Source organism: Marinovum sp. (genome assembly GCF_034669705.1).
Lineage (GTDB): Bacteria > Pseudomonadota > Alphaproteobacteria > Rhodobacterales > Rhodobacteraceae > Marinovum.
The window spans coordinates 40,302-62,468 of the sequence record NZ_JAXMOR010000020.1; the positions used below are offsets into that span (position 1 = coordinate 40,302).

The window sequence follows — 22,167 nt, forward strand, 5'->3', positions numbered from 1 at the left end:
AAGGCCTGGCAGAGGGGCCGCGATGACAAAATCGAAAAGCAAGAGGACCGGTGGATTGCCTGACAACTCCAGCTATTCGGACACCGACACGCGCGAAGCCTGGGAGCGCTTCGTGTCCGCCGGAACCGAGGTCGAGGACCGGCCCCGAAAGGTGCGCGACGAAATACTCGCGTCCTGGCGCCGCAGTCGGGAATCCGGTGTGGACGCCGCCAGCGTGGCGTCGCGCAAGGTCTATGACGATCATCAGCTCCACCTCCGCCGCGAGCGCAACGCGGCGCTGCGCAAGGCGGCCTCGGCGGCCTTCAAGCGGCTCGAGCCGCATCTGAAGGAAGCCCGCACCATCCTGATCCTCGCCGACGACCACGGTGTGATCATCGACGCCATCGGTGATGCGCATGTGTTGGACGAGGGCCAGGAAATTCATCTCGAACTGGGCGGTGACTGGAGCGAGAAGACCATCGGCACCAACGGCATCGGCACCGCGCTCAAGACCGGCAAGCCGGCCTACGTCCATGCGTCAGAGCATTTTGCCGAGGGCGTGCAGGCCTGGACCTGCGCCGGGGCGCCGATCTTCGACCCCTTTACCCAGACGGTGATCGGCGTGGTGGATCTCTCCGGTCCGCCACAGATTTTCCGCCAACACAACGTGGCACTGGTATTGGCCGCCGCGCGCGAGATCGAGATCGCGCTGGCCGAGCAGAAGCAGGTCGAGCGCACGCAGCTGCTCGAAGCCTTCCTGATGTCGGACTACAGCCGCGCGCACGACAGCGTGGTGCTGGTCGACCAGACCGGCCGGGTGCTGTTTCGTCGCGGCTTCGACAAGGAGATGCTGCAGCGCGCCAAGGAGCTGTCGGTGGGCCACAAGCTGCTGCCCAAGCTGGCCGGACTCTCGGATCAGGACATTCCCAAACTGCTGCCGCTGAACGTCGAGGCCGAGGGCATCGAAAGGCTGAAGCTCGAGGGCGTGTTCCGCGGCGCGGCGCTGTTCCTGCGCGACCGCAACCGGGTTCAGCGCCAGGGCGAGACCTGCACGATCAAGCCGCGCGCCAACGTCGTCGAAGACCAGATCCAGATTGTCGGCTCTTCGCCCAAGATGGTCGATGCCATGGGGCTGGCGGAACGGGCCGCGCTGGCCAATGTCTCGGTGCTGATCCACGGTGAAACCGGCGTCGGCAAGGAGCTCTTTGCGCGGCTGATCCACAGCCGTCTGTCGGACGACAAGGCGCCCTATGTGCCGGTCAACTGCGCCGCGATTTCCAGCGACCTGATCGGCGCCGAGCTGTTCGGCTATGCCACCGGCGCCTTCACCGGCGCGGCGCAGGGCGGGCGCGCCGGCAAGTTCGAGCAGGCCTCGGGCGGCGTGCTCTGCCTCGACGAGATCGGCGACATGCCGATCGAGCTGCAGCCCTACCTCCTGCGGGCGCTCGAACAGCGGGCGATCTACCGCATCGGCTGCAGCACGCGCCGCCCGGTGGACGTGCGTCTGGTGGCGATGACGAACCGCGACCTGCGCCAGGAAATCGAGAAGGGAAACTTCCGCCGCGACCTGTTCTATCGGCTCGGGGTGATGACCATCGAGGTGCCGCCGCTGCGCGAACGCGGCGACGACGTGATCGCCTTGCTGGACCACTTTTCGCAGCACTACGCGACAGAAACGGGTCAGCCGCCGATGACCTTTACCGACAAGGTCCAGAACCTGCTGCGACGCTACCAGTGGCCGGGCAACGTGCGCGAGCTGCGCAACGTGGTGCAGCGGTTCTACCTGATCAAGTCCGACAGTGTGGTGACCGAGCGCGATCTGCCGCCCGAGATCCTCGACGATTTCGAGGCCGACGGCGAGGATTCGCTGGTGCATATCCTCGGAGGTCACTCCGGCGACTTGGAAAGCATCGAAGCGAGCGCCATCCGGCGCACCATTTCAGCCGAGAACGGCAACCTGACACGCGTGGCGCAAGTACTGGGGATCTCTCGTCCCACGCTGTATCGCAAGATGAAGCGATACCGGATCCAGAAAGCCTGAAGTTAAAGTGGAGGCTGGTCTATGACGTGAGGACCGGGCTGATGAGGGATGGTCGCGTGTGGGCTGAAACGCCCAGCCTTCCATCCGTGTTCTCTGGAAGCCGCCTGACACGCAATAGCGCCGCACGTGCCACCCTCTGTGCCCGAGACCGCATCGCCGCATCGCGGCACGACACCCGTGCCGCGATGCAGCCGGTCTCACAGCCGCTCGGCGGAAAACGTGTCGCAGTCGGCCACTCTGCCGCTGTCGTAACCGCGTGCGAACCAGCTCGAGCGTTGCTCTGACGTGCCGTGGGTGAAGCTGTGCGGGTTCGGCACCCGTCCGGCGCGGCGTTGCAGATAGTCATCGCCGATTCGCCGCGCGGCATTGAGCGCCTCGTCGATGTCGCCGGGCTCGAGCATCCCTTGCACCGATTGCGCCCAGACCCCGGACAGGCAATCCGCCTGCAGCTCCAGCCGCACCGTCAGCGCATTGGCGTCGCGTTGGCTCGCGCTTTGGCGGGCCTGTTGCACCTGCCCCAGGATACCGAGCTCATTCTGCACGTGATGCGCCACCTCATGGGCAATCACATAAGCGGCGGCGAAATCGCCACCGGCGCCCAACTCGCGCGACAGCGTCGCAAAGAAGGCGGTGTCGAGATAGGCCTTCTCGTCGGCCGGGCAATAGAACGGCCCGGTGGCCCCGCTGGCCCCGCCGCAGGGCGACTGGGTGACGCCGGAATAGAGCACCAGCACCGGCGGCTCATAGGCCTGGCCGATCTGCTCTGGGAAGATGTCGGTCCAGACGTCTTCGGTGGTGGCAAGAACCTGCGCGGTGAATTGCGCGGCGCGCTCCTCCTCGGGCGAGATCTCGCGTGTGGCGCTGGATGGGCTTTGGGTCAGCCCGGTGCCCTGCAGCAGCGGCGTCACGTCGATGCCGGTGAAATAGCCGATCGCCAGCACCACCAGCAGCCCCACGCCGCCAATGCCGCCGGCCTTGGCACCACCCCCCCGGCGGCGGCGGTCCTCGATATTGCGGCTGACGCGGGTGCCTCTCAGGCGCATGGGCTCTCTCCTCGCTGTGGCGGGTGCGCCGGGGAGGGCGGCGCAATCCGCCGGGTCAACGGCCGAACCCCGCCGGCGGTTCCCTGCATTCAGCGTTTGCGCCGCCCGCCGGCGCTGCGTGCGTGGAACTCCGGCGGCCGCTTTGCCACCCAGCGCAGGAAGGCCGCCAGCCGCGGATGGGCACGCAGCGCCTCGGGGGTGCTGAAGTCCCGCGCCAGCTCGGCCTCGGTCAGGGTCGCATGAATTTCGTTGTGGCAGATCTGGTGCAGCCGCACCGTCGGGCCGCGCTTGCCGCCTTTGAGCCTCGGGATCAGGTGGTGCAGCGACTGTTTCGCACCCGGCGGGATCGGGCGAAGACAGAGCGGGCAGATCGGGTCGGGCGTGTCGGTCATCCTGCGACAACTCTAGCGCCCCGCGGCCGCGGAAACAGCCCCCGACGCGCGCAAGGCGCAGGAAACGGATTGCCCCCTCCTCAAGGCCCTGTGATACCTGAGCCACAGACATGCGAGAGGCCGAGCCATGACCTTCCGGATCCATGCGATGGACTACGCCTGGTTCGCCCCGCTCTTCGAGCTGAGCGACGCGGCCCTGCTGGCGCAGCGCGCCCTCCGCCGGGTGGCCGATGCCAAGCCCGGATACCCCTGCCGCGTCAGCCTGCAAGACGCTGAGGTGGGCGAGCGGCTGTTGCTGCTGAACTACCGCCATCTCGATGGCAACACGCCCTATGCGGCGACCCATGCGATCTTTGTCCGCGAAGGCGCCGAACAGGCCCACCCGGCGCCCGGCGAGGTGCCGCCGGTGATGCGCCACCGCCTGCTGTCATTGCGCGGCTTCGATGCCGGCCGGATGATGCTGCGCGCCGAGGTGACCGAAGGCGCCGGGCTGGCCAATGCGCTCGAGGCGATGTTCGACGACCGGGCTGTCGAGGTCGTCCATATCCACTATGCCGGCCCCGGCTGCTTTGCCGGTCGCGCCACGCGGGGATAGAACGCTCCGGCCTTGCCACCGGCGGCGGCGCGCGGCATCAGGGGCGCCATGATCAGGGGGACGGACATGGTGAGCGATCTTGGACGCCGGAGCGCCGCGCCTTGAAGGTGCCGGCGCTGGTGATCGGCGGCGGCCCCGCCGGGCTGATGGCGGCCGAGCGGCTGGCGCAGGCGGGCCACCGGGTGCTGCTGGCCGAGCACAAGCCCTCGGTGGCGCGCAAGTTCCTGATGGCGGGGAAGTCCGGGCTCAACCTGACCAAGTCCGAGGATTTCGAGACCTTCCTTGCGGCCTTTGGCGACCGCGCCGCCGCCCTGCGCCCGATGCTCGCGGCATGGGGCCCGGATGCGGCGCAGCGCTGGGCCGAGGCGCTGGGCCAGCCGCTCTTTACCGGCCCCAGCGGGCGGGTCTTTCCGCGCGCGATGAAGGCCTCGCCGCTGCTGCGCGCCTGGCTGGCGCAGCTCGACGGTGAGGGCGTCAGCCGCCGCACCCGCTGGCGCTGGCAGGGCTGGGACGGGGTGGCGGCGGTTTTCGACACCCCCGAGGGCCGCCAGCGGATCGACGCCGGGGTCACGGTGCTGGCACTGGGCGGTGCGAGCTGGGCGCGGCTCGGCTCGGACGGCGACTGGGCCGATCTCCTACGTGCCCGGGGGGTGGCGCTGGCACCGTTCAAGCCGGCCAACATGGGGCTTCGCGTCGCCTGGTCGGACCATATGACCGCGCGCTTCGGCCAGCCGGTCAAGGGCGTCGCCTGGCAGGCCGGCGGCACCACCAGCCGCGGCGAGGCGGTGATCTCGGAGCGCGGTCTCGAGGGCGGCGGCATCTACGCGATCTCGGCCGCGGTGCGCGACGGCGCGCCACTGACCGTCGATCTCGCCCCCGACAGCCCGGAGGCGGCGCTCGCCCGGCGACTTGGCAAACCGCGCGGCAAGATGTCGGCGGCGAACTTCCGGCGCAAGCAGGCCCGTCTCGACCCGGTGCAGCAGGCGCTGCTGTTGGAGTTCGGCCAGCCGCTGGCACAAGATCCGCGGGCGCTGGCCCGGCTGATCAAGCGGCTGCCGATCCGCCACGCCGGCCCGCGGCCCATCGACGAGGCGATCTCCACTGCCGGCGGCGTCAGCTTCGCGGCCCTGACCCCGGGGCTCGAGCTCATCGCCCGCCCCGGCACCTTCGTCGCCGGCGAGATGCTCGACTGGGAGGCCCCCACCGGCGGCTACCTGCTGACCGCCTGCCTCGCCACCGGCGCCTGGGCGGGGGCGCAGGCCGCGGCTTGCCTCGGCCCGCGCCCTGTGTAATCCAGTCCGGGTTTCCAGGGAGGTCACATGAACGCCGGTCTGATCCTGCTGACGCTGGGCTATGTGTTCAGCCAGTTCTTTCGCTCGTTCCTCGCCGTGCTGGCCGAGGTGCTCGAGCGTGACATCGGCGCCCGCCCCGATGATCTCGCCACCGCGTCCGGCACCTGGTTTCTGGTCTTCGCGCTGATGCAGATCCCCGTGGGCGCGGCGCTCGACCGGATCGGGCCACGGCGCACCGCGGCGGTGCTCTTCGCCCTCGGCGGGGCAGGGGGCGCTGCGGCCTTCGCCCTGGCGCAGAGCCCGCTGCATGTGACCTTGGCCATGGGGCTGATCGGGCTGGGCTGTTCGCCGGTGCTGATGGCCTCCTACTACATCTTCGCACGCACCTGTCGGCCGGCGATCTTTGCCTCTCTGGCGGCCACGGTGCTGGGCATCGGCACCCTCGGCAACCTCGCCGGCACCCTGCCGCTGACCCTGCTGGTCGAGGCGACCGGCTGGCGCGAGACCCTCTGGACCCTGGCGGCGGCCGCTCTGGCCATCGCCCTGGGGCTCGCCGTCCTGGTGCGCGATCCGCCCCGGGCCGAGACCGGCCAGCGCGGTTCGGTGCTCGACCTGCTGCGCATTCCGGCGCTCTGGCTGATCTTTCCGATGATGTTCGTCAACTACGCGGCCTCGGGCGGGCTGCGCGCGGTCTGGATCGGGCCCTACCTGCGCGACGTCCACGGGCTGACGCCCAACCCGGTGGGGCTGGCCACCCTGGTGATGGGCGTGGCGATGATCGCCGGCACCTTCGCCTACGGCCCGCTCGACCGCTGGCTGGGCAGCCGCAAATGGGTGGTCCTGCCGGGCAATGCGCTGGTGGTGCTGGGTTGTGCCGCGCTCTGGCTCTGGCCGGCGCCGGGGCTCTGGGGCGCCATCGCGCTGTTCTGCCTGATCGGTTTCTTCGGCATGACCTTCCCGCTGATCCTGGCCCACGGCCGCAGCTACGCCCCCGATCACCTGGTCGGCCGCGGCGTCACCCTGATGAACCTCTTCGGCATCGCCGGCGTCGGCATCTTCCAGGTCATCACCGGCCGGCTGCACGAAACCACCGCCAGCTACGCCCCGGTCTTCGCCATCTTCGCGGTCATCACCCTCGCCGGGATGATCCCCTACCTGTTCAGCCGCGACCGTCTCGACTGATCCCCCTGCTTCTTCTGTTCAAAAATACCCTCGGGGGGCGGCCGCAGGCCGGGGGGCAGAGCCCCCGTCGCGCCGCCGGCCACGGGCGCGCCGGCGAATCCGCTTTAACAACCGGCCGCAACCCTGTATCAGGCGCCCCATTCAAACCGAGACGAAGGAAAAGGAACCGATGGGTTATCGTATCGTCGTCGCAGGCGCCACCGGCAACGTGGGCCGCGAAATGCTCAACATCCTCGCCGAACGGGGCTTCCCCGTCGACGAGATCGCAGTGCTGGCCTCGCGCCGGTCGCTCGGCACCGAGGTGAGCTTTGGCGACAAGACGCTCAAGACCAAGGACATCGAGGGCTTCGACTTCGCTGGCTGGGACATGGCGCTGTTTGCCATCGGCTCCGAGGCCACCAAGAAATATGCCCCGATCGCGGCGGCAGCGGGCTGCGTGGTGATCGACAACTCCTCGCTCTACCGCTACGACCCGGACGTGCCGCTGATCGTGCCCGAGGTGAACCCAGAGGCGATCGAGGGCTATTCCAAGAAGAACATCATCGCCAACCCCAACTGCTCGACCGCGCAGATGGTGGTGGCGCTGAAGCCGCTGCATGACCGCGCCCGGATCAAGCGCGTCGTGGTCTCGACCTACCAGTCGGTCTCGGGCTCGGGCAAGGAGGCCATCGACGAGCTCTGGAACCAGACCAAGGCGGTCTACAACCCGACCGACAACTACGAGCGCAAGGTCTATCCCAAGCAGATTGCCTTCAACGTCATTCCGCATATCGACGTCTTCCTCGACGACGGCTCGACCAAGGAAGAGTGGAAGATGGTCGCCGAGACCAAGAAGATCATCGATCCGGCGATCAAGCTCACCGCGACCTGCGTGCGGGTGCCGGTCTTTGTCGGCCACTCCGAGGCGATCAACATCGAGTTCGAGGAATTCGTCGACGAGGACGAGGCACGCGACATCCTGCGCGAGGCGCCCGGCATCATGGTGATCGACAAGCGCGAGGACGGCGGCTATGTCACGCCGGTCGAATGCGTCGGCGATTTCGCCACCTTCATCAGCCGCATCCGCCAGGACAGCACGATCGAGAACGGTCTGAACCTGTGGTGCGTGTCCGACAACCTGCGCAAGGGCGCGGCGCTCAACGCGGTGCAGATCGCCGAGACGCTGGGCAACCGGGTGCTGAAGAAAGGCTGATCTCCACCGGGAGAGTCCGAGACAGAGGGCCGCCACGTGCGGCCCTTTTGCATGTCAGAAGGGCTCGATCACATCGTCCCGCCTGCCAAGGTGCCGGGCCACCAGGTGGCGGTGGGCATGGCCGGGGAAGGGCGCATCGAACCGCCGCATCAGGCTGGCATAGCTGTGGCCCAGTTCGGAGGCCTTGCAGAGCCGCCGGCCCTCCGGCCAGTCGTGCAGCGCCAGCCCGCCGCCGGCCTCGCGCAGGGCAAAGCCCTTGGCCCGCAGCCGGGCCTGCAGATTGCCCCAGTCCCGCGCCTGGCCGAGATCGGCGGCGAGGAGCGCCCGCAAGGGCGCGAGGAGCCGCTCCTCCGTCCTGACGGACGTCTTCGCCGGGGCGCTGGCCCGGCGCAGCTCTGCCGCCAGTACATCGCGGACCACCTGACCGAGGCTCACGTCGCGCCGCGCCGAAAGCTGCTCCGCCGCCCGCAGCATCGGCGCCGGCAAAGAAAGGGTGAGGCGTTGCATCGTCATGGCGGACAACTTGCACAATACCGGTAAACCGCCGGTTAACGCTCCGTTTCTTCACGCAATATTCACCACGGGGAAACAATCTGTTGCTTTAGGTCAGCTTTCCGCAATACTTGAAAACATTCGACACGGTGTTGCCACAATCGAAGACCACCCTAGGTGCGTAGGAGGTTATGAGTATGGTACAACACATTGAAATCCCCGCCGAGGCCGGTCCGTCACAGATCCGCTGGCGGGGTCCGGAAAGCAGCAATCGGCTTGATTGCGAAACCGGTGTTCTGCTCCGCGCGACACTCTCGCCGGTATTCCAACAGGCAACTAGCTGGACCGCCCTGCGGCGCAAGCTGGCGCGCAAGGGCTTCGGCCTCGGCTTTCATCAGGGCCGGCTGGTCCTGACCGACCGGCAAAGCGGCGAGCGGATCTGCTCCTGCAAGTATCTCGGTCACCCGCTGCGCGCGCTGAGCGACCGGCTGGGCCGTGCCAAGGTGCTGGCCTCGACCGATGGACGGGGCCGCGGCACCCTGCTCGCCTGAGCCCCGCCCGACAGGGTCAGCCCACCGGCCGGAACTGGTCTGAGGCGGGGTTGTATTCCTCGAGCGCGCCTTCGCCGATGCCGGTCCAGAGCCCGTGCAGCGACAGCTCGCCGCTCCTGACCCGCTCTTCGATGAACGGGAAGGTCATCAGGTTCTCGAGCGAGATCACCACCGACCGCTTCTCGAGCGCGCGGGCCTGGTCTTCGCCCTCGGGCGCATCCTTGACCGTCTCATAGCCCGGCCGCAGGATGTCCATCCAGCGCCCGACAAAGGAATTGGGCTTGTCGAGCTCCGGCGCCCGGCCGTTGCACATGTCGATGCAGCCCTGCACCCCGCCACATTGCGAATGCCCGAGCACGATGAGATGCGCCACCTTGAGCGCGGTGACGGCATATTCCACCGCCGCGGAGGTGCCGTGGTGATCGCCGTCGGGCGCGTAGGGCGGCACCAGGTTGGCGATGTTGCGGTGGATGAAGAACTCTCCGGTATCGGCCCCGAAGATCGAGGTCACGTGCACCCGGCTGTCACAGCAGGAAATCACCATCGCGCGGGGCCGCTGCCCCTCGGTGGCAAGCCGGCGGTACCAGGCGGCGTTTTCGGCGTAATCGGTGGCCTTCCATCCCTGATAGCGTTGCACCAGATATTTCGGCAGGCTCTTGGCATGTTCCATGGGCAGTCTCCGGTCTTCGATCTGCGCAAGGGTCATACGCCGGAACTGCCGAGAATTCGAGCGAAATCATCGATCGACCTCAAGGTTTTGCAAACCCTTTGGCCTCATGTTGGCCACAGCCGTGGGGGCGTGGAACAAAGGTGGGAACCGTGGAACAGATCAGAATGCTTGCTTACGAAGAAGGTGTCAGGCTCGACCAGCAAAGGATCGAGGACCTCTATCACCGCATGGGCGATGCCGGGGCCGAGGACGTGGTCTGCCGTGCGCTCGAGGAAATTGCCGTGCGGCTGTCCTATGCCAACAAGCTGCACAAGCGCGGTGACCTGGCCGAGATGCGCAAATGCCTGCGCTCGCTGGCCAAGATCGCCGATCAGATCGGCATGGTGGCGCTCTCGGCGGTGGCGCGCGACGTCTGCGCCTGCATCGACCAGAACGATGCCGTGGCGACGGCGGCCACCCTGTCGCGCCTGGCCCGCACCGGCGAGGGTTCGCTGACCGCGATCTGGGACCTGCAGGAATTCATGGTCTAGGCGGCACACCCCGCGCCTCTGCCCTTGCAGGTGCGCGCCGGACGGCTAGGCTGCGGCGAAACCCATTCGCCGGAGACTATCCATGTCGCAGGACAATCCCCTGACATTCGCCGAGGCCGATGCGGCCTCGATCCCGCTCGCTCTGCTCACCGCCGAGGCCTTCGACGGCTGGCGGCTGGCGCAGGAACCGGGCGCGCGCGGCTGGGCCGAGGCCAACGGCTTTGCCGCCGGGCCCGGCCAGGTGCTGCTGTTCCCGGGCGAGGAAGGCACGCCAGAGGCCGCCCTGGGCGGCGTCGGCAGCGCCAAGGACCGCGCCCGCGGACGCTTTGCCCTGGCGGCCGTGGCGCAGAACCTGCCCGCCGGCACCTATCACATCGAAAGCGGATTGCCGCAGGACCCGGCCGATATCGAGGCCGAGCTGCTGGGCTGGCTGCTGGCCGGCTACAGCTTTGATCGGTACAAGGAAAAACCCGTCAGACAGGTGCGTCTGGTCGCCCCGGAAGGTGTCGACACTGCCCGAATCGAGACGATCGCCGCCGGCGAGGCGCTGACCCGCGACCTGATCAACACGCCCGCCAACGACATGACCCCCGACGGGTTGCAGGCCGCCGCCGCGGCGCTGGCGAACGACTTTGGCGCCAGCTGCGCGGTGATCGGCGGCTACGAGCTTCTGGCCGAGAATTTCCCGTTGATCCACACCGTCGGCCGCGCCTCGGACTGCGCGCCGCGGCTGATCGACATGGCCTGGGGCACGACCGGCCCGAAGGTCACTCTGGTGGGCAAGGGAATGTGCTTCGACACCGGCGGGCTCAATCTCAAGCCGGGCGCCTCGATGGGCCTGATGAAGAAGGACATGGGCGGCGCGGCCACGGTACTGGGACTGGCGCGGATGATCATGGCGCTGGATCTGCCGCTGCGGCTGCGGGTGCTGATCCCGGCGGTGGAAAATTCGGTCTCGGCCGGCGCCTTCCGTCCCGGCGACATCCTGACCTCGCGCAAGGGGCTGACGGTCGAGATCAACAACACCGACGCCGAAGGTCGGCTGGTGCTGGCCGATGCGCTGGCGCTGGCCTGCGAGGAGCCGTCCGACCTGGTGATCTCGATGGCGACGCTGACCGGCGCCGCGCGGGTCGCGGTGGGCCCTGACCTGGCGCCCTTTTACACCGATGACACCACCGCCGCGGCGCTGGAGGCCGGCGGCAAACGTGCCCAGGACCCGCTCTGGCGGATGCCGTTTTGGGCGCCCTACGAGAGCATGATCGAACCCGGCATCGCCGATCTCGACAATGCGCCCAAGGGCGGCTTTGCCGGCTCGATCACCGCCGCGCTGTTCTTGCGCCGCTTCGTCAACGAAGACACCCGCTACGCCCATTTCGACATCTACGGCTGGCAGCCCGAGGCCAAGCCCGCCCGTCCCAAGGGCGGCATCGGGATGGGCGCGCGCGCGATCCTCGCGGCGTTGCCGGATCTGTTGGGGCTGGAGCCTGCCGAATGATGCAGGACCCGCGGGTGCTGAAATCCAACGGCCGGGTGGCGCATGTCTCGCTCGCGGGGCAGGTCACCGCCGATCGCTTCACCGAGGGCGAGAGCTGGCAGGTGGTGACCGGAACGGCAGTGATCAGCGACGCCGACGGCGCGAAGCGCGAGCGCGAGCTGCTCTTTGGCCAAGGGTTCCGGGTGCTCGAGATCCGGGGCCGCCTGGCCTTCGGCTTTTGCGAGCACAACGGCTACGTCGGCCATGTCGACACGAGCTGTCTCGCCCGTGATCGGCCTGCGCCGACCCACCGGGTTGCCGCGCGGCTGACCTGGTGCAAGGCCGCGCCCGATCTCAAGGCCCGCAACGAAGTCTTGCTGCTGTCCTTCGGCGCGCAGGTTGCCGCCGGCGATACGCGCGGCGACTGGACCGAGATCGCCCTATGCGCAGGCGCGGCCGGCGGCCCCTCCCGCGCCTGGGTGCCCAGCGCCCATCTCGTGCCGCTTGACCGGCGCGAGACCGATCCGGTCGCGGTGGCCGAGCGTCTTCTCGGCACACCCTATCTCTGGGGCGGCAATTCCGTCTTCGGCATCGACTGTTCCGGGCTGGTCGAGGCCGGTTGCCTGGCCTGCGGCATTGCCTGCCCCGGCGATTCCGACCTGCAGGAAACCGCCCTCGGCCAGACCCTGCCAGAGGACGCGTCGCTGCGCCGTGGCGATCTGCTGTTCTGGAAAGGCCATGTCGGCTGGGTGGCTGGCGCGGACCTGCTGCTGCATGCCAATGCTCACCACATGGCGGTGGCGCATGAGCCGCTTCAGGCCGCCATCGCCCGCATCGAGGCCCAGGGCGATGGCCCGGTCACCCGCCGCGCCCGTCTGGAAAGCCCCTGAGATGACAGCAGATTTCTTCACCCCCGTCTCCGGCATGGAGCTGCCGCGCTTTGCCGGCGTGCCGAGCTTCATGCGCCTGCCGGTGGTCGAGCCCGGCCATCCCCGATTCGACGCGGTCGACATCGGTCTGATCGGCGTGCCCTGGGACAGCGGCACCACCAACCGGCCCGGTCCGCGCCACGGGCCGCGGCAGCTGCGCGACGCCTCGACGATGATCCGGGCGGAAAACGCCGCCACCCGGACGCGTCCTTTCGAGGCCGCCAACTGCGCCGATCTCGGCGACGTGGGCATCAACCCGGCCGATATCGACGATTCCATGGACCGGATCACCGCCTTCTACCGGCGGCTGGCGTCCGCCGGCATCCGGCCGCTGACCGCCGGCGGCGATCACCTGACCTCGCTGCCGGTGCTGCGGGCGCTGGCCGAGGACGGGCCGCTCGGCATGGTGCATTTCGACGCTCATACCGACCTCTTCCACAGCTATTTCGGCGGCACCCTGTACACCCATGGAACGCCGTTCCGCCGCGCCATCGAGGAGGGGCTGCTCGACCCGACCCGCGTGGTGCAGATCGGCATTCGCGGCACCGCCTATGATTTCGAGGACCGCGATTTCGCCAGGGCGGCGGGCGTGCGGGTGATCCCGATCGAGGAGTTCTTTGCCCGCGGTGTGACCGACGTGATGGCCGAAGCCTGCGAGATCGTCGGCGAGGCGCCGGTCTATGTCAGCTACGACATCGATTTCGTCGACCCGGCCTTCGCGCCCGGCACCGGCACCCCCGAGGTCGGCGGACCGAATAGCTTCCAGGCGCTGCAGGTGGTGCGCGGCCTCGCCGGGCTCGACATCGTCGGCGCCGACCTGGTCGAGGTCTCGCCGCCCTTCGACGCCAGTGGCGCCACCGCCTGGCTCGGGGCCTCGCTGATGTTCGAACTGCTCTGCGTGATGACCGCCTGAGCCCGGATCACCCCGCCCGCCCCGAACGTCCCCTGCTTCTTCTGTTCAAAAATACCCTTGGGGGGTCCGGGGGGCAAAGCCCCTCGGCCTGTCGGCACGCGCAGGCGTGACGAAATATGGACCTGTCGGCACGCGCAGGCGTGACGAAATGTGGACCTGCAGACACGCGCGGGCGTGGCGAACACGGCACCAAGACCCGGCAGGCCGCCGTGGCAGAAAATTCAGCTGTCGAAGAGCCTTGCGGCGCGGAGGCGCGGATCAGAGCCGCGTGTCGAGCGCCCGCAGCTGCCGCGCCCGGGTCAGGATCGCGTCCTCGATGGCGCGCGCGGTCTCGACCGAGACCGGGCCGGCGCGGGTCTGCAGCGCGAGATTGAGCGAGCGGGCGTCGAGCGCGGGATCGGTGACATAGATCGTCGCGCGATAGGCGCGGCCGCCGCCCGGCGGGGTGCCATAGCCGGTGGTGATCACCCCGGTAAAGGGATCGACCGAGGAGACCGGCAGGAAGTCCAGCACCTCGAGCGCGGCATTCCAGATGTACTTGTTCACCTTGCCGATGCGCGCGCGATCCTGCGGCCCGCGAAAGAAATCCCACAAGGTGGAGCGCGGCGCGCCACGATCGCCATAGCGTTCCTGGTCGAGCACTTCCTGCGGGTCGCGGCCGGGGCCGAACTGCGCGCCACAGGCCGTCAGCGCCAGCATGGCGGCCGCCAGAAGGATCGCGGCTTTTCTGGAATTGGCGGTCATGGAGCGCTCCTGGCCGGTGGGTTTCGGTGACGTCAGGCCCTCAATACAAGCCGGCGCCAGAGACGACAAGATCCTCATTCGCAATCCCATTCTCGCCATTTTCCCATGCCGGGAGGGGCGCACTGGCCGGGGCTCGTGCGGGGGGCGGGTTTCTTGTGACAAAAGCGCATCACTCATGGCCTTGTTGCCGCCACAGTTTCGGGCCGCGCTTGCATCGACCGGGCCGGAGGGTGCAAGAGAGGCTCATCAAGGCCGGGCGACCGGTTTGGTACGTGCACAAGACACATGAGGGAAACAATGAAAAACATTCTGTTTGCAACCACCGCACTGGTCGCAACCGCCGGCTTCGCTTCCGCTGAAGTCACCGGCTCCGGCGCTGGCACCATCGACATCACCGGCCTGGCCGAAATGGGTATCCAAGGCGGCGAGAACATCAACTTTGTCGGTCCGCTCGCCACCGGCACCACCGATGTCGAAGCCCAGTTCTTCACCGACATCGACGTCACCTTCTCCATGTCCGGCACTGCCGACAATGGCCTGACCTTCGGTGCAGCCGTTGACCTCGACGAAGGCGGCGCAGTGTCGAACGCGACCCAGAACAACGCAGACGACGGTGGCGTGGCCATGTTCGTCTCCGCTGGCGGCGCGACCCTGACCATGGGCGACACCAACGGTGCCTTCGACCAGGCGCTGAAAGAAACCAACCTGGCCGGCGGTTCCATCGGCGACAACGAAGAGCACGTGGCCTTCGGTGGCTTCGGCAACAACGGTCTCGACGGTTTCTACGACGGTCAGATCGCGCGTTTCGACTATGCCTTCAACAGCGTCACCGCATCGCTGTCGGCTGAAATCGACGACGCCGGCAACAATGACCCGGTCTGGGGTCTCGGTGTCCGTTACTCCGGCGAGTTCTCGGGCGTCGCCCTGGGCGTCGGTCTTGGTTACCAAGCTGTGGCTGATGTGAACACCATCAACTTCGGCGGTCTGCCGGTTGCAACCAACGCCGATGCTTCGGTTGTTGGTCTGTCGGTTGACGCAGGCTTCGCCAACGGCGTGTCCGCTGCGGCGTCCTACACCAAGCTGGACATCGACGGCGACGAAGCCACCCACGGCGCTCTGGGCCTCGGCTACGAGATGAACGCTCTGGCAGTTGGCGTGAACTTCGGCCAGTACATGCTGGACGGCGACGAGTACACCTCGGGCTTCGGCATCGCGGCGTCCTATGACCTCGGCGGCGGCCTGTCGGCCAAAGCGGGTTACGGCAACTCGACTGTCAACGACCAGTTCACCACCACCGGTGACGACGAGAACGGCAACAGCTGGTCCGTCGGTCTGGCAATGTCGTTCTAAGAACGGCTCCAGCCTAATCAGGAAAGAGCGGGTCTTCGGGCCCGCTCTTTTCTTTTGTGGCACAGCCTGTCGCCCCCCCCCCTTTTCCTTGGCCCTGCGCCAGTGATAGCAACGGGGCAGACAGACAGGATGCACGCCATGGGACTGACCGAGATCATCGAACGGATGCACAAGGCCGAGGCCGCGGCCGGCCGCGAGACCGGGGCCACCCGGCTGATCGCGGTCTCCAAGAAACAGCCCGACGACCGCGTGGCCGCCGTGCTGGAGCAGGGACATCGCTGCTTCGGCGAGAACCGGGTGCAGGAGGCCGCCGGCAAATGGCCCGGCTTCCGCGACAGCTTTGACGGCATCGAGCTGCACATCATCGGACCGCTGCAGACCAACAAGGCCCGTCAGGCGATGGAGCTGGCGCAGGCCATCCATTCCGTCGACCGCCCCAAGCTGGCGCAGACGCTGGCCCGGCTGGCGCAGGAGTTGGGCCACTGCCCCGAGCTCTTCCTCCAGGTCAACACCGGCGAAGAGCCGCAGAAGGCCGGGGTGCTGCCCTCGGAGATCGACGGCTTTGTCGCCGAATGCCGGTCGCTCGACCTGCCGGTGCGCGGGCTGATGTGCATCCCCCCGGTCGACGAGACCCCGAGCCTGCATTTCGCGCTGCTGGCCAAGTTCGCCGCCCGCAACGGGCTGGGCGGGCTGTCGATGGGCATGTCCGGCGATTTCGAGACCGCCATCGCGCTCGGGGCCACCCATGTCCGCGTCGGCTCGGCGATTTTCGGCGACCGTCCGGCCCCGCCGGCCAGCTGAGCCAGGCGGTGATCCTATACGGCGGTATAGGCGACCTATCCTTTTGAACATGTGGCCATCCGGGCGCACCGAAGCATTTGGTATCGGCACATGCGACAAGTGTCGTATGGGGCTCCTGCCGCACTGCGATCCCGGAGAGACACCGGGGCGGTCAAGGAACCTGACGGTCCCTCCGAGCTGTGACAGGCTTATCATTCACGGGACGGACCGTCGGCGGACGACTGGGGGAGCGGTCGTCCGCCTTCATGGCCAAGCCGTTCTCAGCCGTCCTGAGCCGCTGGCAGGCACCTTGGCTGTGGGCAGCAACCCCGTGCCAAGGCGATACCGGCCGCAGGTGGCTGGCGCTCTCTTTCCGGGGCCTTGGGAAGATGCGGCGTATTGCTGCAACCCGGTCGAATTCCCGAGCAAACCAGAGACTTGCGCATTACGCTGTCGCAGCTTACGGAAGCGAAATTGGTGCATCTGGCACCAGTTCGTGGTCCGATGACCTGGCAGGGAGTAGAGAGTGAACATGACGCGCGACGCCACAGATTTGCCGCCGGTCGATTTGCCTCCGACCGACGAATCCCTTCCGATTGCCCTGATGCGCGCGCGCGAACGCCTGATGATCCCGATCCGCGAGGCGCTGCAGGCCACCGGCCTGACCGAACAGCAATGGCGCATCCTCAGGGTGCTCGAGGAGTTCGGTCCGCAGGACGCCACCAAGCTGGCGGAACGCGCCAGCCTGCTGATGCCCAGCCAGACGCGGATCGTGCAGAACCTGTCGGAAAAGGGCTATGTCAGCCGCCGCACCAACCCCACCGACCGTCGCAAGCAGGTGGTCTCGATCACCGAAGCCGGCCATCAGGTGCTGGTCAGGAATGCCCCGAAGGCGCGCGAGATCTCGGCCGAGTTCGCCGAGGCGCTGGGGGAAGAGAAGGTCAGGACCCTGGTCGCGATCCTGGATGACATCATCCGCATGTGAGCCCTCTCGCAGCTCGGCCGGCGCAGGGTTTGATCTTGCATCGCCGCCCCGGCTGACGCAGAACGTCAGGCATTCAGTTCGGAGGTTTTCATGAAGATCGCAATGCTCGGCACCGGTTACGTGGGCCTCGTGTCCGGCGTCTGTTTTTCGGATTTCGGCCATGAGGTGGTCTGTGTGGACAAGGATCCGCGCAAGATCGAGATGCTCAAGGCCGGCAAGGTGCCGATTTTCGAGCCCGGTCTCGACCGTCTGATGGCCACCAATGTCGACGCCGGCCGGTTGACCTTCACCCTCGATCTCGCCGAGGCGCTGGACGGTGCAGAGGCGGTGTTCATCGCCGTCGGCACCCCCACCCGGCGCGGCGATGGCCATGCCGATCTGACCTACGTGATGGCCGCCGCGCGCGAGATTGCCGAGACCGCCAAGGATTACATCGTCGTCGTCACCAAGTCGACCGTGCCGGTGGGCACCAATCGCAAGGTGGCGCAGGAACTGGCAGCGGCCAATCCGGAGCTCGAGTTCGACGTCGCCTCGAACCCCGAGTTCCTGCGCGAAGGGGCGGCGATCGACGATTTCATGAAGCCCGACCGGGTCGTCGTCGGTGTCCAGACCGACCGCGCGGCGCAGGTCATGGCCGAGATCTACCGGCCGCTCTTCCTGCGCGATTTCCCGATCGTCACCACCGATCTCGAGTCGGCGGAGATGATCAAATACGCCGCCAATGCCTTTCTCGCCACCAAGATCACCTTCATCAACGAGATCGCCGCGCTGTGCGAAAAAGTCGGCGCCGACGTCAAGCAGGTGTCGAAGGGCATGGGGCTCGACGGCCGCATCGGCAACAAGTTCCTGCATGCCGGGCCGGGCTATGGCGGCTCGTGCTTTCCCAAGGACACCAAGGCGCTGGCCCGGATCGGCCAGGAACATGCCGCGCCGATGCAGATCACCGAGGCGGTCATCCAGATCAACGAAGAAGTCAAGCGCCGCATGGTCGAGAAGCTGCGCGACCTCTGCGACGGCAGCTTCAACGGCAAGACCGTCGCGGTGCTCGGCGTGACCTTCAAGCCCAATACCGACGACATGCGCGACGCGCCCTCGCTGACCATCGTGCCGGCGCTGGTGGGCGGCGGAGCCAAGGTGCGCGTCACCGACCCGCAGGGCCGTCACGAGGGCGAAGCGCTGCTGCCCGGCGTGGACTGGTGCGCCGATGCCTATGAGGCGGCGGACAAGGCCGACCTGGTGGTGATCCTGACCGAGTGGAACGAGTTCCGCGCCCTCGATCTGGGGCGGATCGCCGGCAGCATGGCCTCGCCGCGGATGGCCGATCTGCGCAACATCTACTCCGAAGAGGTCGCCAGCGGCGCAGGCTTTACCGAGTACACCTCGATCGGGCGCGGCCGCGAAGCCAGCGCCCGAGCGGGCTGAACCATGCCCAAGGCGCTGGTCACCGGCTCGGCCGGCTTCATCGGCTTCCACCTCTGCCAAAGGCTTCTCGCCGATGGCTACGAGGTGGTGGGTCTCGACGCGATGACCGACTACTATGACGTCACGCTGAAGCAGCGCCGGCAGGCGATGCTGCTGCAGACCCCGGGCTTTCGCGCCGTCAATGACCGGATCGAGCGCGAGGGCGTGCTGCACGAGCTGATCGCGGCCGAGACCCCGGACGTGATCGTGCATCTCGCCGCGCAAGCCGGGGTGCGCTATTCGATCGACAACCCCGAGAGCTACGTCGAGGCCAACCTGATCGGCACCTTCCGCCTGCTCGAGGCAGTGCGGGCAACGCCGGTGGACCATCTGCTGATGGCCTCGACCTCCTCGGTCTATGGCGCCAATACCGAGATGCCCTATGCCGAGGGGCACAAGGCCGATACGCAGATGTCCTTCTATGCCGCCACCAAGAAGGCCAACGAGGCGATGGGCCACTCCTACGCCCATCTCTATCACCTGCCGATCACCATGTTCCGCTTCTTTACGGTCTATGGTCCGTGGGGCCGGCCCGACATGGCGCTGTTCAAGTTTACCAAGGCCATCCTCAACGGCGACCCGATCGACGTCTACAACCACGGCGACATGCGCCGCGACTTCACCTATATCGACGATCTCGTGCAGGGCATCCGCCTGCTGATCGACGCGGTGCCCGAGCGGTCGGACGATCCGGTGCCCGAGGGCGACAGCCTGTCACCGGTGGCCCCCTACCGGGTGGTCAACATCGGCAATTCCGAGCCGGTGCAGCTGATGGCCTTCATCGAGGCGATCGAGGCGGCGATCGGCCAGAAGGCGCGGAAGAATTTCATGGAGATGCAGCCCGGCGACGTTCCGGCAACCTGGGCCGATGCCTCGCTGCTGCAATCGCTGACCGGGCACCGGCCGCAGACCGGCGTGCGCGAGGGCGTGGTGAAGTTCGTGGACTGGTACCGGGAGTATTACGGCGTTTAGTTTCTGCGGTCATCGCGCGCCCCGGACTTGATCCGGGGCCTCGTCGTGGCGCCGGGGGAGGTCCCGGATCAGGTCCGGGACGGGGCGGTTTAACGGCCATCTCCGGTCGAACACGCAGGCTCTGCGCCACCCGCCAGCGAAATCAGGACACGCGTGGCGTCCCAGAGCGCTCTCGCTCCGGACGTGATCCGGGGCCTCAACGCTGATGCAAAGAGCTGCCGTCTCAAGTCCGGGATGAGGGCGGTGGAGGGCACCGCGCCTTGGAAAGCCCCGCCCGCGAGAGCGGACGGGGCGCTGTCCTTACGCCGCCTGATCGAGATCGAAGCGGTCGGCGGTCATCACCTTGGTCCAGGCCGCCACGAAATCACGCGCGAATTTCTCGGCGTTGTCGTTCTGGGCGTAGAGCTCGCAATAGGCCCGCAGGATCGAGTTCGACCCGAACACCAGGTCAAGCCGGGTCGCGGTCCATTTCTCGGCCCCCGAGGCGCGGTCGATGATCGCGTAAGAGCCGTCGGCCTTCTGTTCCCAGCGGTTCGACATGTCGGTCAGGTTGACGAAGAAATCCTGCACCAGCGCGCCTTCGCGGTCGGTAAAGACGCCATGCTTGCTGCCACCGTGGTTGGTGCCCAGCATCCGCATGCCGCCCACCAGGACGGTCATCTCCGGCGCGGTCAGACCCAGAAGTTGGGTGCGGTCGACCAAGAGCTCTTCCGGCGGCACGCCCAGGTCCTCTTTCAGCCAGTTGCGATAGCCGTCTGCGAAAGGCTCGAGCGGCTCGAAGCTCTCGGCATCGGTCATCTCTTCGCTGGCGTCCCCCCGGCCCGGGGCAAAGGGCACGTCGACACTCAGGCCGGCGGCCTTGATCGCCTGCTCGAGGCCCACGTTGCCAGCCAGGACGATGGTGTCGGCCAGCGAGGCCCCGGCCGCCTGCGCCAACGGCTCCAGTGTATCGAGCACCTTGGCCAGACGCTCCGGCTCGTTGCCTGCCCAGTCCTTTTGCGGCGCAAAGCGGATGCGCGCGCCATTGGCGCCGCCGCGCAGGTCCGAGCCGCGGAAGGTGCGCGCGCTGTCCCATGCGGTCGAGACCAGCTCGCCTACAGACAGCCCGCTGTCGGCGATCTTTGCCTTCAGCGCGGCGACGTCATAGCCGGTGGCGCCGGCCGGCACCGGGTCTTGCCAGATCAGCTCTTCCTCCGGCACGTCCGGCCCGAGATAGCGCACTTTGGGCCCCATGTCGCGGTGGGTCAGCTTGAACCAGGCGCGGGCGAAGGTGTCCTTGAAATACTCCGGATCGGCCATGAACTTCTGGCAGATCTCGTTGTAGATCGGATCGACCTTCATCGCCATGTCGGCGTCGGTCATCATCGGCATCACGCGTTTCGTGGGGTCGGAGGCATCGACGGGCATATGGTCTTCTGCAATGTCCACCGGCTTCCACTGGTGCGCGCCGGCGGGGGATTTCGTCAGCTCCCAGTCATAGCCGAAGAGCATGTCGAAATAGCCCATGTCGAACTTTGTGGGCTCCGCCGTCCAGGCACCCTCGATCCCCGAGGAGATCGCGTTGGACGCCAGCCCGCCCTGGTTCTGGTTGACCCAGCCAAAGCCCTGCGCCTCGACGCCCGCCGCTTCAGGATCAGGCCCAAGGGTCGAGGCATCGCCCGCGCCATGCGCCTTGCCCACCGAGTGGCCACCGGCGGTCAGTGCTGCGGTTTCCTCGTCGTTCATCGCCATCCGCTTGAAGGTCTCGCGCACATGCAGCGCGGTGCGGGCCGGATCGGGGTTGCCGTTGACGCCCTCGGGGTTGACGTAGATCAGCCCCATCTGCACCGCGGCCACCGGCCCGTGCATGGTGCCAGGGTCTTCCAGATCGCCGTAGCGGCTGTCGGACGGCGCCAGCCATTCCTGTTCCTCGCCCCAGAACACGTCGTTCTCGGGGTGCCAGATGTCCTCGCGGCCGAAGGCAAAGCCAAAGGTCTTCAGGCCCATTGATTCATAGGCCATGGTGCCGGCCAGCAGCATCAGATCGGCCCAGGAGATCCGGTTGCCGTATTTCTTCTTGATCGGCCAGAGCAGGCGGCGGGCCTTGTCGAGGCTGACGTTGTCGGGCCAGGAATTCAGCGGCGCGAAGCGCTGGTTGCCGGTGTTGCCGCCGCCGCGACCGTCGGACAGGCGGTAGGAGCCGGCCGAATGCCAGGCCATCCGCACCATCAGCCCGCCGTAGTGGCCCCAGTCCGCCGGCCACCAGTCCTGGCTGTCGGTAAGCAGCGCCTCGACGTCTTTCTTCAGGGCCTCGACATCGAGCTTCTTGAGCTCTTCGCGGTAGTCGAACCCTTTGGGCATCGGGTTCACCTTGGCATCGTGCTGGTGCAGAATGTCGAGGTTGAGCGCATTGGGCCACCAGTCGCGGGCGCGGCGCCCGGCCGGGCTCGAGCCATGCATCACCGGGCATTTGCCCATATCGTTACCGTCCATCAGGTCTCTCCCATCGTTGGCAGTGTTCACAGGTTGTCGGGCCCCCGGAGGTGCCGCGCGGGGCGGCGAATCCGGAAGGTGTGACGCGAGGCTAGCAAAGGATCTTGATACAAGAAAATTGTATTTAC

21 protein-coding genes are annotated in these 22,167 nt (G+C 67.2%); 15 read left to right on the forward strand and 6 right to left on the reverse strand.

Annotated elements, in window-relative coordinates; genetic code table 11:
• Positions 1-55: 55 nt before the first annotated feature.
• On the forward strand, positions 56-2,020 hold the full coding sequence (locus VOI27_RS14560) for a sigma-54-dependent Fis family transcriptional regulator (protein ID WP_323766086.1): 1,965 nt from the start codon (positions 56-58) through the stop codon (positions 2,018-2,020).
• A 197-nt stretch (positions 2,021-2,217) separates the two neighbouring features.
• On the opposite strand, the gene VOI27_RS14565 is transcribed toward VOI27_RS14560, so the two are convergent.
• Both VOI27_RS14565 and VOI27_RS14570 read right to left on the reverse strand, forming a co-directional pair.
• Complete coding sequence (locus tag VOI27_RS14565; RefSeq protein WP_323766087.1) at positions 2,218-3,063, reverse strand: neutral zinc metallopeptidase; 846 nt, start codon at positions 3,061-3,063, stop codon at positions 2,218-2,220.
• Between the two features lie 89 nt (positions 3,064-3,152).
• Complete coding sequence (locus tag VOI27_RS14570) at positions 3,153-3,455, reverse strand: HNH endonuclease (protein ID WP_323766088.1); 303 nt, start codon at positions 3,453-3,455, stop codon at positions 3,153-3,155.
• 127 nt (positions 3,456-3,582) lie between these two features.
• Here VOI27_RS14570 and VOI27_RS14575 point away from each other — a divergent pair, with 127 nt between their 5' ends.
• The 4 genes from VOI27_RS14575 (at position 3,583) to VOI27_RS14590 (ending at position 7,716) form a co-directional block, all read left to right on the forward strand.
• The gene (locus tag VOI27_RS14575) at positions 3,583-4,050 is read left to right on the forward strand and encodes a DUF1203 domain-containing protein (protein ID WP_323766089.1); all 468 of its coding nucleotides are present in this window, start codon (positions 3,583-3,585) and stop codon (positions 4,048-4,050) included.
• A gap of 101 nt (positions 4,051-4,151) precedes the next feature.
• Positions 4,152-5,342: a TIGR03862 family flavoprotein gene (locus VOI27_RS14580; protein ID WP_323766090.1), complete on the forward strand. Its 1,191-nt coding sequence runs from the start codon at positions 4,152-4,154 to the stop codon at positions 5,340-5,342.
• Positions 5,343-5,369: 27 nt separating this feature from the next.
• Entirely contained in the window at positions 5,370-6,524 is a 1,155-nt protein-coding gene (locus VOI27_RS14585) for an MFS transporter (RefSeq protein WP_323766091.1), read from the forward strand.
• Between the two features lie 169 nt (positions 6,525-6,693).
• Positions 6,694-7,716, forward strand: a complete 1,023-nt coding sequence (locus tag VOI27_RS14590; RefSeq protein ID WP_323766092.1) for an aspartate-semialdehyde dehydrogenase — start codon at positions 6,694-6,696, stop codon at positions 7,714-7,716.
• A gap of 54 nt (positions 7,717-7,770) precedes the next feature.
• On the opposite strand, the gene VOI27_RS14595 is transcribed toward VOI27_RS14590, so the two are convergent.
• Positions 7,771-8,229, reverse strand: coding sequence for a hypothetical protein (locus VOI27_RS14595; RefSeq protein WP_323766093.1), 459 nt, complete (start codon positions 8,227-8,229; stop codon positions 7,771-7,773).
• A 176-nt stretch (positions 8,230-8,405) separates the two neighbouring features.
• Here VOI27_RS14595 and VOI27_RS14600 point away from each other — a divergent pair, with 176 nt between their 5' ends.
• Positions 8,406-8,759: a hypothetical protein gene (locus VOI27_RS14600; protein WP_323766094.1), complete on the forward strand. Its 354-nt coding sequence runs from the start codon at positions 8,406-8,408 to the stop codon at positions 8,757-8,759.
• A 16-nt stretch (positions 8,760-8,775) separates the two neighbouring features.
• Here the strand turns inward: VOI27_RS14600 and VOI27_RS14605 are convergent, their stop codons facing one another.
• Positions 8,776-9,429: a carbonic anhydrase gene (locus tag VOI27_RS14605; protein ID WP_323766095.1), complete on the reverse strand. Its 654-nt coding sequence runs from the start codon at positions 9,427-9,429 to the stop codon at positions 8,776-8,778.
• Between the two features lie 149 nt (positions 9,430-9,578).
• Between VOI27_RS14605 and VOI27_RS14610 the strand changes: the two genes are divergently transcribed.
• From VOI27_RS14610 to speB, 4 genes are all read left to right on the forward strand, one after another.
• Positions 9,579-9,959, forward strand: coding sequence for a hypothetical protein (locus tag VOI27_RS14610; RefSeq protein ID WP_323766096.1), 381 nt, complete (start codon positions 9,579-9,581; stop codon positions 9,957-9,959).
• Between the two features lie 82 nt (positions 9,960-10,041).
• Positions 10,042-11,454, forward strand: coding sequence for a leucyl aminopeptidase family protein (locus tag VOI27_RS14615; protein ID WP_323766097.1), 1,413 nt, complete (start codon positions 10,042-10,044; stop codon positions 11,452-11,454).
• Complete coding sequence (locus VOI27_RS14620) at positions 11,451-12,323, forward strand: NlpC/P60 family protein (protein ID WP_323766098.1); 873 nt, start codon at positions 11,451-11,453, stop codon at positions 12,321-12,323. The genes VOI27_RS14615 and VOI27_RS14620 overlap by 4 nt, the downstream gene beginning before the upstream one ends.
• 1 nt (position 12,324) lies before the next feature.
• Positions 12,325-13,275 carry an agmatinase gene (speB, locus tag VOI27_RS14625; protein WP_323766099.1) on the forward strand — a complete coding sequence of 317 codons (951 nt, stop codon included), beginning with the start codon at positions 12,325-12,327 and terminating at the stop codon, positions 13,273-13,275.
• Positions 13,276-13,533: 258 nt separating this feature from the next.
• On the opposite strand, the gene VOI27_RS14630 is transcribed toward speB, so the two are convergent.
• Entirely contained in the window at positions 13,534-14,019 is a 486-nt protein-coding gene (locus tag VOI27_RS14630; protein WP_416374679.1) for a DUF3576 domain-containing protein, read from the reverse strand.
• A gap of 297 nt (positions 14,020-14,316) precedes the next feature.
• On the opposite strand from VOI27_RS14630, the gene VOI27_RS14635 reads away from it, so the two are divergent.
• The 5 genes from VOI27_RS14635 to VOI27_RS14655 all read left to right on the forward strand — a co-directional run bounded on the left by VOI27_RS14635 (position 14,317) and on the right by VOI27_RS14655 (position 19,567).
• The gene (locus VOI27_RS14635; protein ID WP_323766100.1) at positions 14,317-15,369 is read left to right on the forward strand and encodes a porin; all 1,053 of its coding nucleotides are present in this window, start codon (positions 14,317-14,319) and stop codon (positions 15,367-15,369) included.
• A gap of 138 nt (positions 15,370-15,507) precedes the next feature.
• The gene (locus tag VOI27_RS14640) at positions 15,508-16,170 is read left to right on the forward strand and encodes a YggS family pyridoxal phosphate-dependent enzyme (RefSeq protein ID WP_323766101.1); all 663 of its coding nucleotides are present in this window, start codon (positions 15,508-15,510) and stop codon (positions 16,168-16,170) included.
• A gap of 511 nt (positions 16,171-16,681) precedes the next feature.
• The gene (gene hpaR / locus VOI27_RS14645) at positions 16,682-17,134 is read left to right on the forward strand and encodes a homoprotocatechuate degradation operon regulator HpaR (RefSeq protein ID WP_323766102.1); all 453 of its coding nucleotides are present in this window, start codon (positions 16,682-16,684) and stop codon (positions 17,132-17,134) included.
• A 90-nt stretch (positions 17,135-17,224) separates the two neighbouring features.
• On the forward strand, positions 17,225-18,556 hold the full coding sequence (locus tag VOI27_RS14650) for a UDP-glucose/GDP-mannose dehydrogenase family protein (protein WP_323766103.1): 1,332 nt from the start codon (positions 17,225-17,227) through the stop codon (positions 18,554-18,556).
• 3 nt (positions 18,557-18,559) lie between these two features.
• Positions 18,560-19,567: an NAD-dependent epimerase/dehydratase family protein gene (locus VOI27_RS14655; protein WP_323766104.1), complete on the forward strand. Its 1,008-nt coding sequence runs from the start codon at positions 18,560-18,562 to the stop codon at positions 19,565-19,567.
• Positions 19,568-19,867: 300 nt separating this feature from the next.
• Here VOI27_RS14655 and katG read toward each other — a convergent pair whose 3' ends face one another.
• Positions 19,868-22,039: a catalase/peroxidase HPI gene (katG, locus tag VOI27_RS14660; protein ID WP_323766105.1), complete on the reverse strand. Its 2,172-nt coding sequence runs from the start codon at positions 22,037-22,039 to the stop codon at positions 19,868-19,870.
• Positions 22,040-22,167 lie beyond the last annotated feature (128 nt).

Bases quoted from the DNA above. Each gene is read 5' to 3' on its own strand.
- VOI27_RS14630 (WP_416374679.1), bottom strand. From the start codon at position 14,019: ATGACCGCCAATTCCAGAAAAGCCGCGATCCTTCTGGCGGCCGCCATG.
- VOI27_RS14605 (WP_323766095.1), bottom strand. From the start codon at position 9,429: ATGGAACATGCCAAGAGCCTGCCGAAATATCTGGTGCAACGCTATCAG.
- VOI27_RS14590 (WP_323766092.1), top strand. From the start codon at position 6,694: ATGGGTTATCGTATCGTCGTCGCAGGCGCCACCGGCAACGTGGGCCGC.
- VOI27_RS14650 (WP_323766103.1), top strand. From the start codon at position 17,225: ATGAAGATCGCAATGCTCGGCACCGGTTACGTGGGCCTCGTGTCCGGC.
- VOI27_RS14565 (WP_323766087.1), bottom strand. From the start codon at position 3,063: ATGCGCCTGAGAGGCACCCGCGTCAGCCGCAATATCGAGGACCGCCGC.
- VOI27_RS14575 (WP_323766089.1), top strand. From the start codon at position 3,583: ATGACCTTCCGGATCCATGCGATGGACTACGCCTGGTTCGCCCCGCTC.
- VOI27_RS14635 (WP_323766100.1), top strand. From the start codon at position 14,317: ATGAAAAACATTCTGTTTGCAACCACCGCACTGGTCGCAACCGCCGGC.
- speB (WP_323766099.1), top strand. From the start codon at position 12,325: ATGACAGCAGATTTCTTCACCCCCGTCTCCGGCATGGAGCTGCCGCGC.
- VOI27_RS14655 (WP_323766104.1), top strand. From the start codon at position 18,560: ATGCCCAAGGCGCTGGTCACCGGCTCGGCCGGCTTCATCGGCTTCCAC.
- VOI27_RS14615 (WP_323766097.1), top strand. From the start codon at position 10,042: ATGTCGCAGGACAATCCCCTGACATTCGCCGAGGCCGATGCGGCCTCG.
- hpaR (WP_323766102.1), top strand. From the start codon at position 16,682: ATGACGCGCGACGCCACAGATTTGCCGCCGGTCGATTTGCCTCCGACC.
- VOI27_RS14570 (WP_323766088.1), bottom strand. From the start codon at position 3,455: ATGACCGACACGCCCGACCCGATCTGCCCGCTCTGTCTTCGCCCGATC.
- VOI27_RS14620 (WP_323766098.1), top strand. From the start codon at position 11,451: ATGATGCAGGACCCGCGGGTGCTGAAATCCAACGGCCGGGTGGCGCAT.
- katG (WP_323766105.1), bottom strand. From the start codon at position 22,039: ATGGACGGTAACGATATGGGCAAATGCCCGGTGATGCATGGCTCGAGC.
- VOI27_RS14595 (WP_323766093.1), bottom strand. From the start codon at position 8,229: ATGACGATGCAACGCCTCACCCTTTCTTTGCCGGCGCCGATGCTGCGG.
- VOI27_RS14585 (WP_323766091.1), top strand. From the start codon at position 5,370: ATGAACGCCGGTCTGATCCTGCTGACGCTGGGCTATGTGTTCAGCCAG.
- VOI27_RS14600 (WP_323766094.1), top strand. From the start codon at position 8,406: ATGGTACAACACATTGAAATCCCCGCCGAGGCCGGTCCGTCACAGATC.
- VOI27_RS14640 (WP_323766101.1), top strand. From the start codon at position 15,508: ATGGGACTGACCGAGATCATCGAACGGATGCACAAGGCCGAGGCCGCG.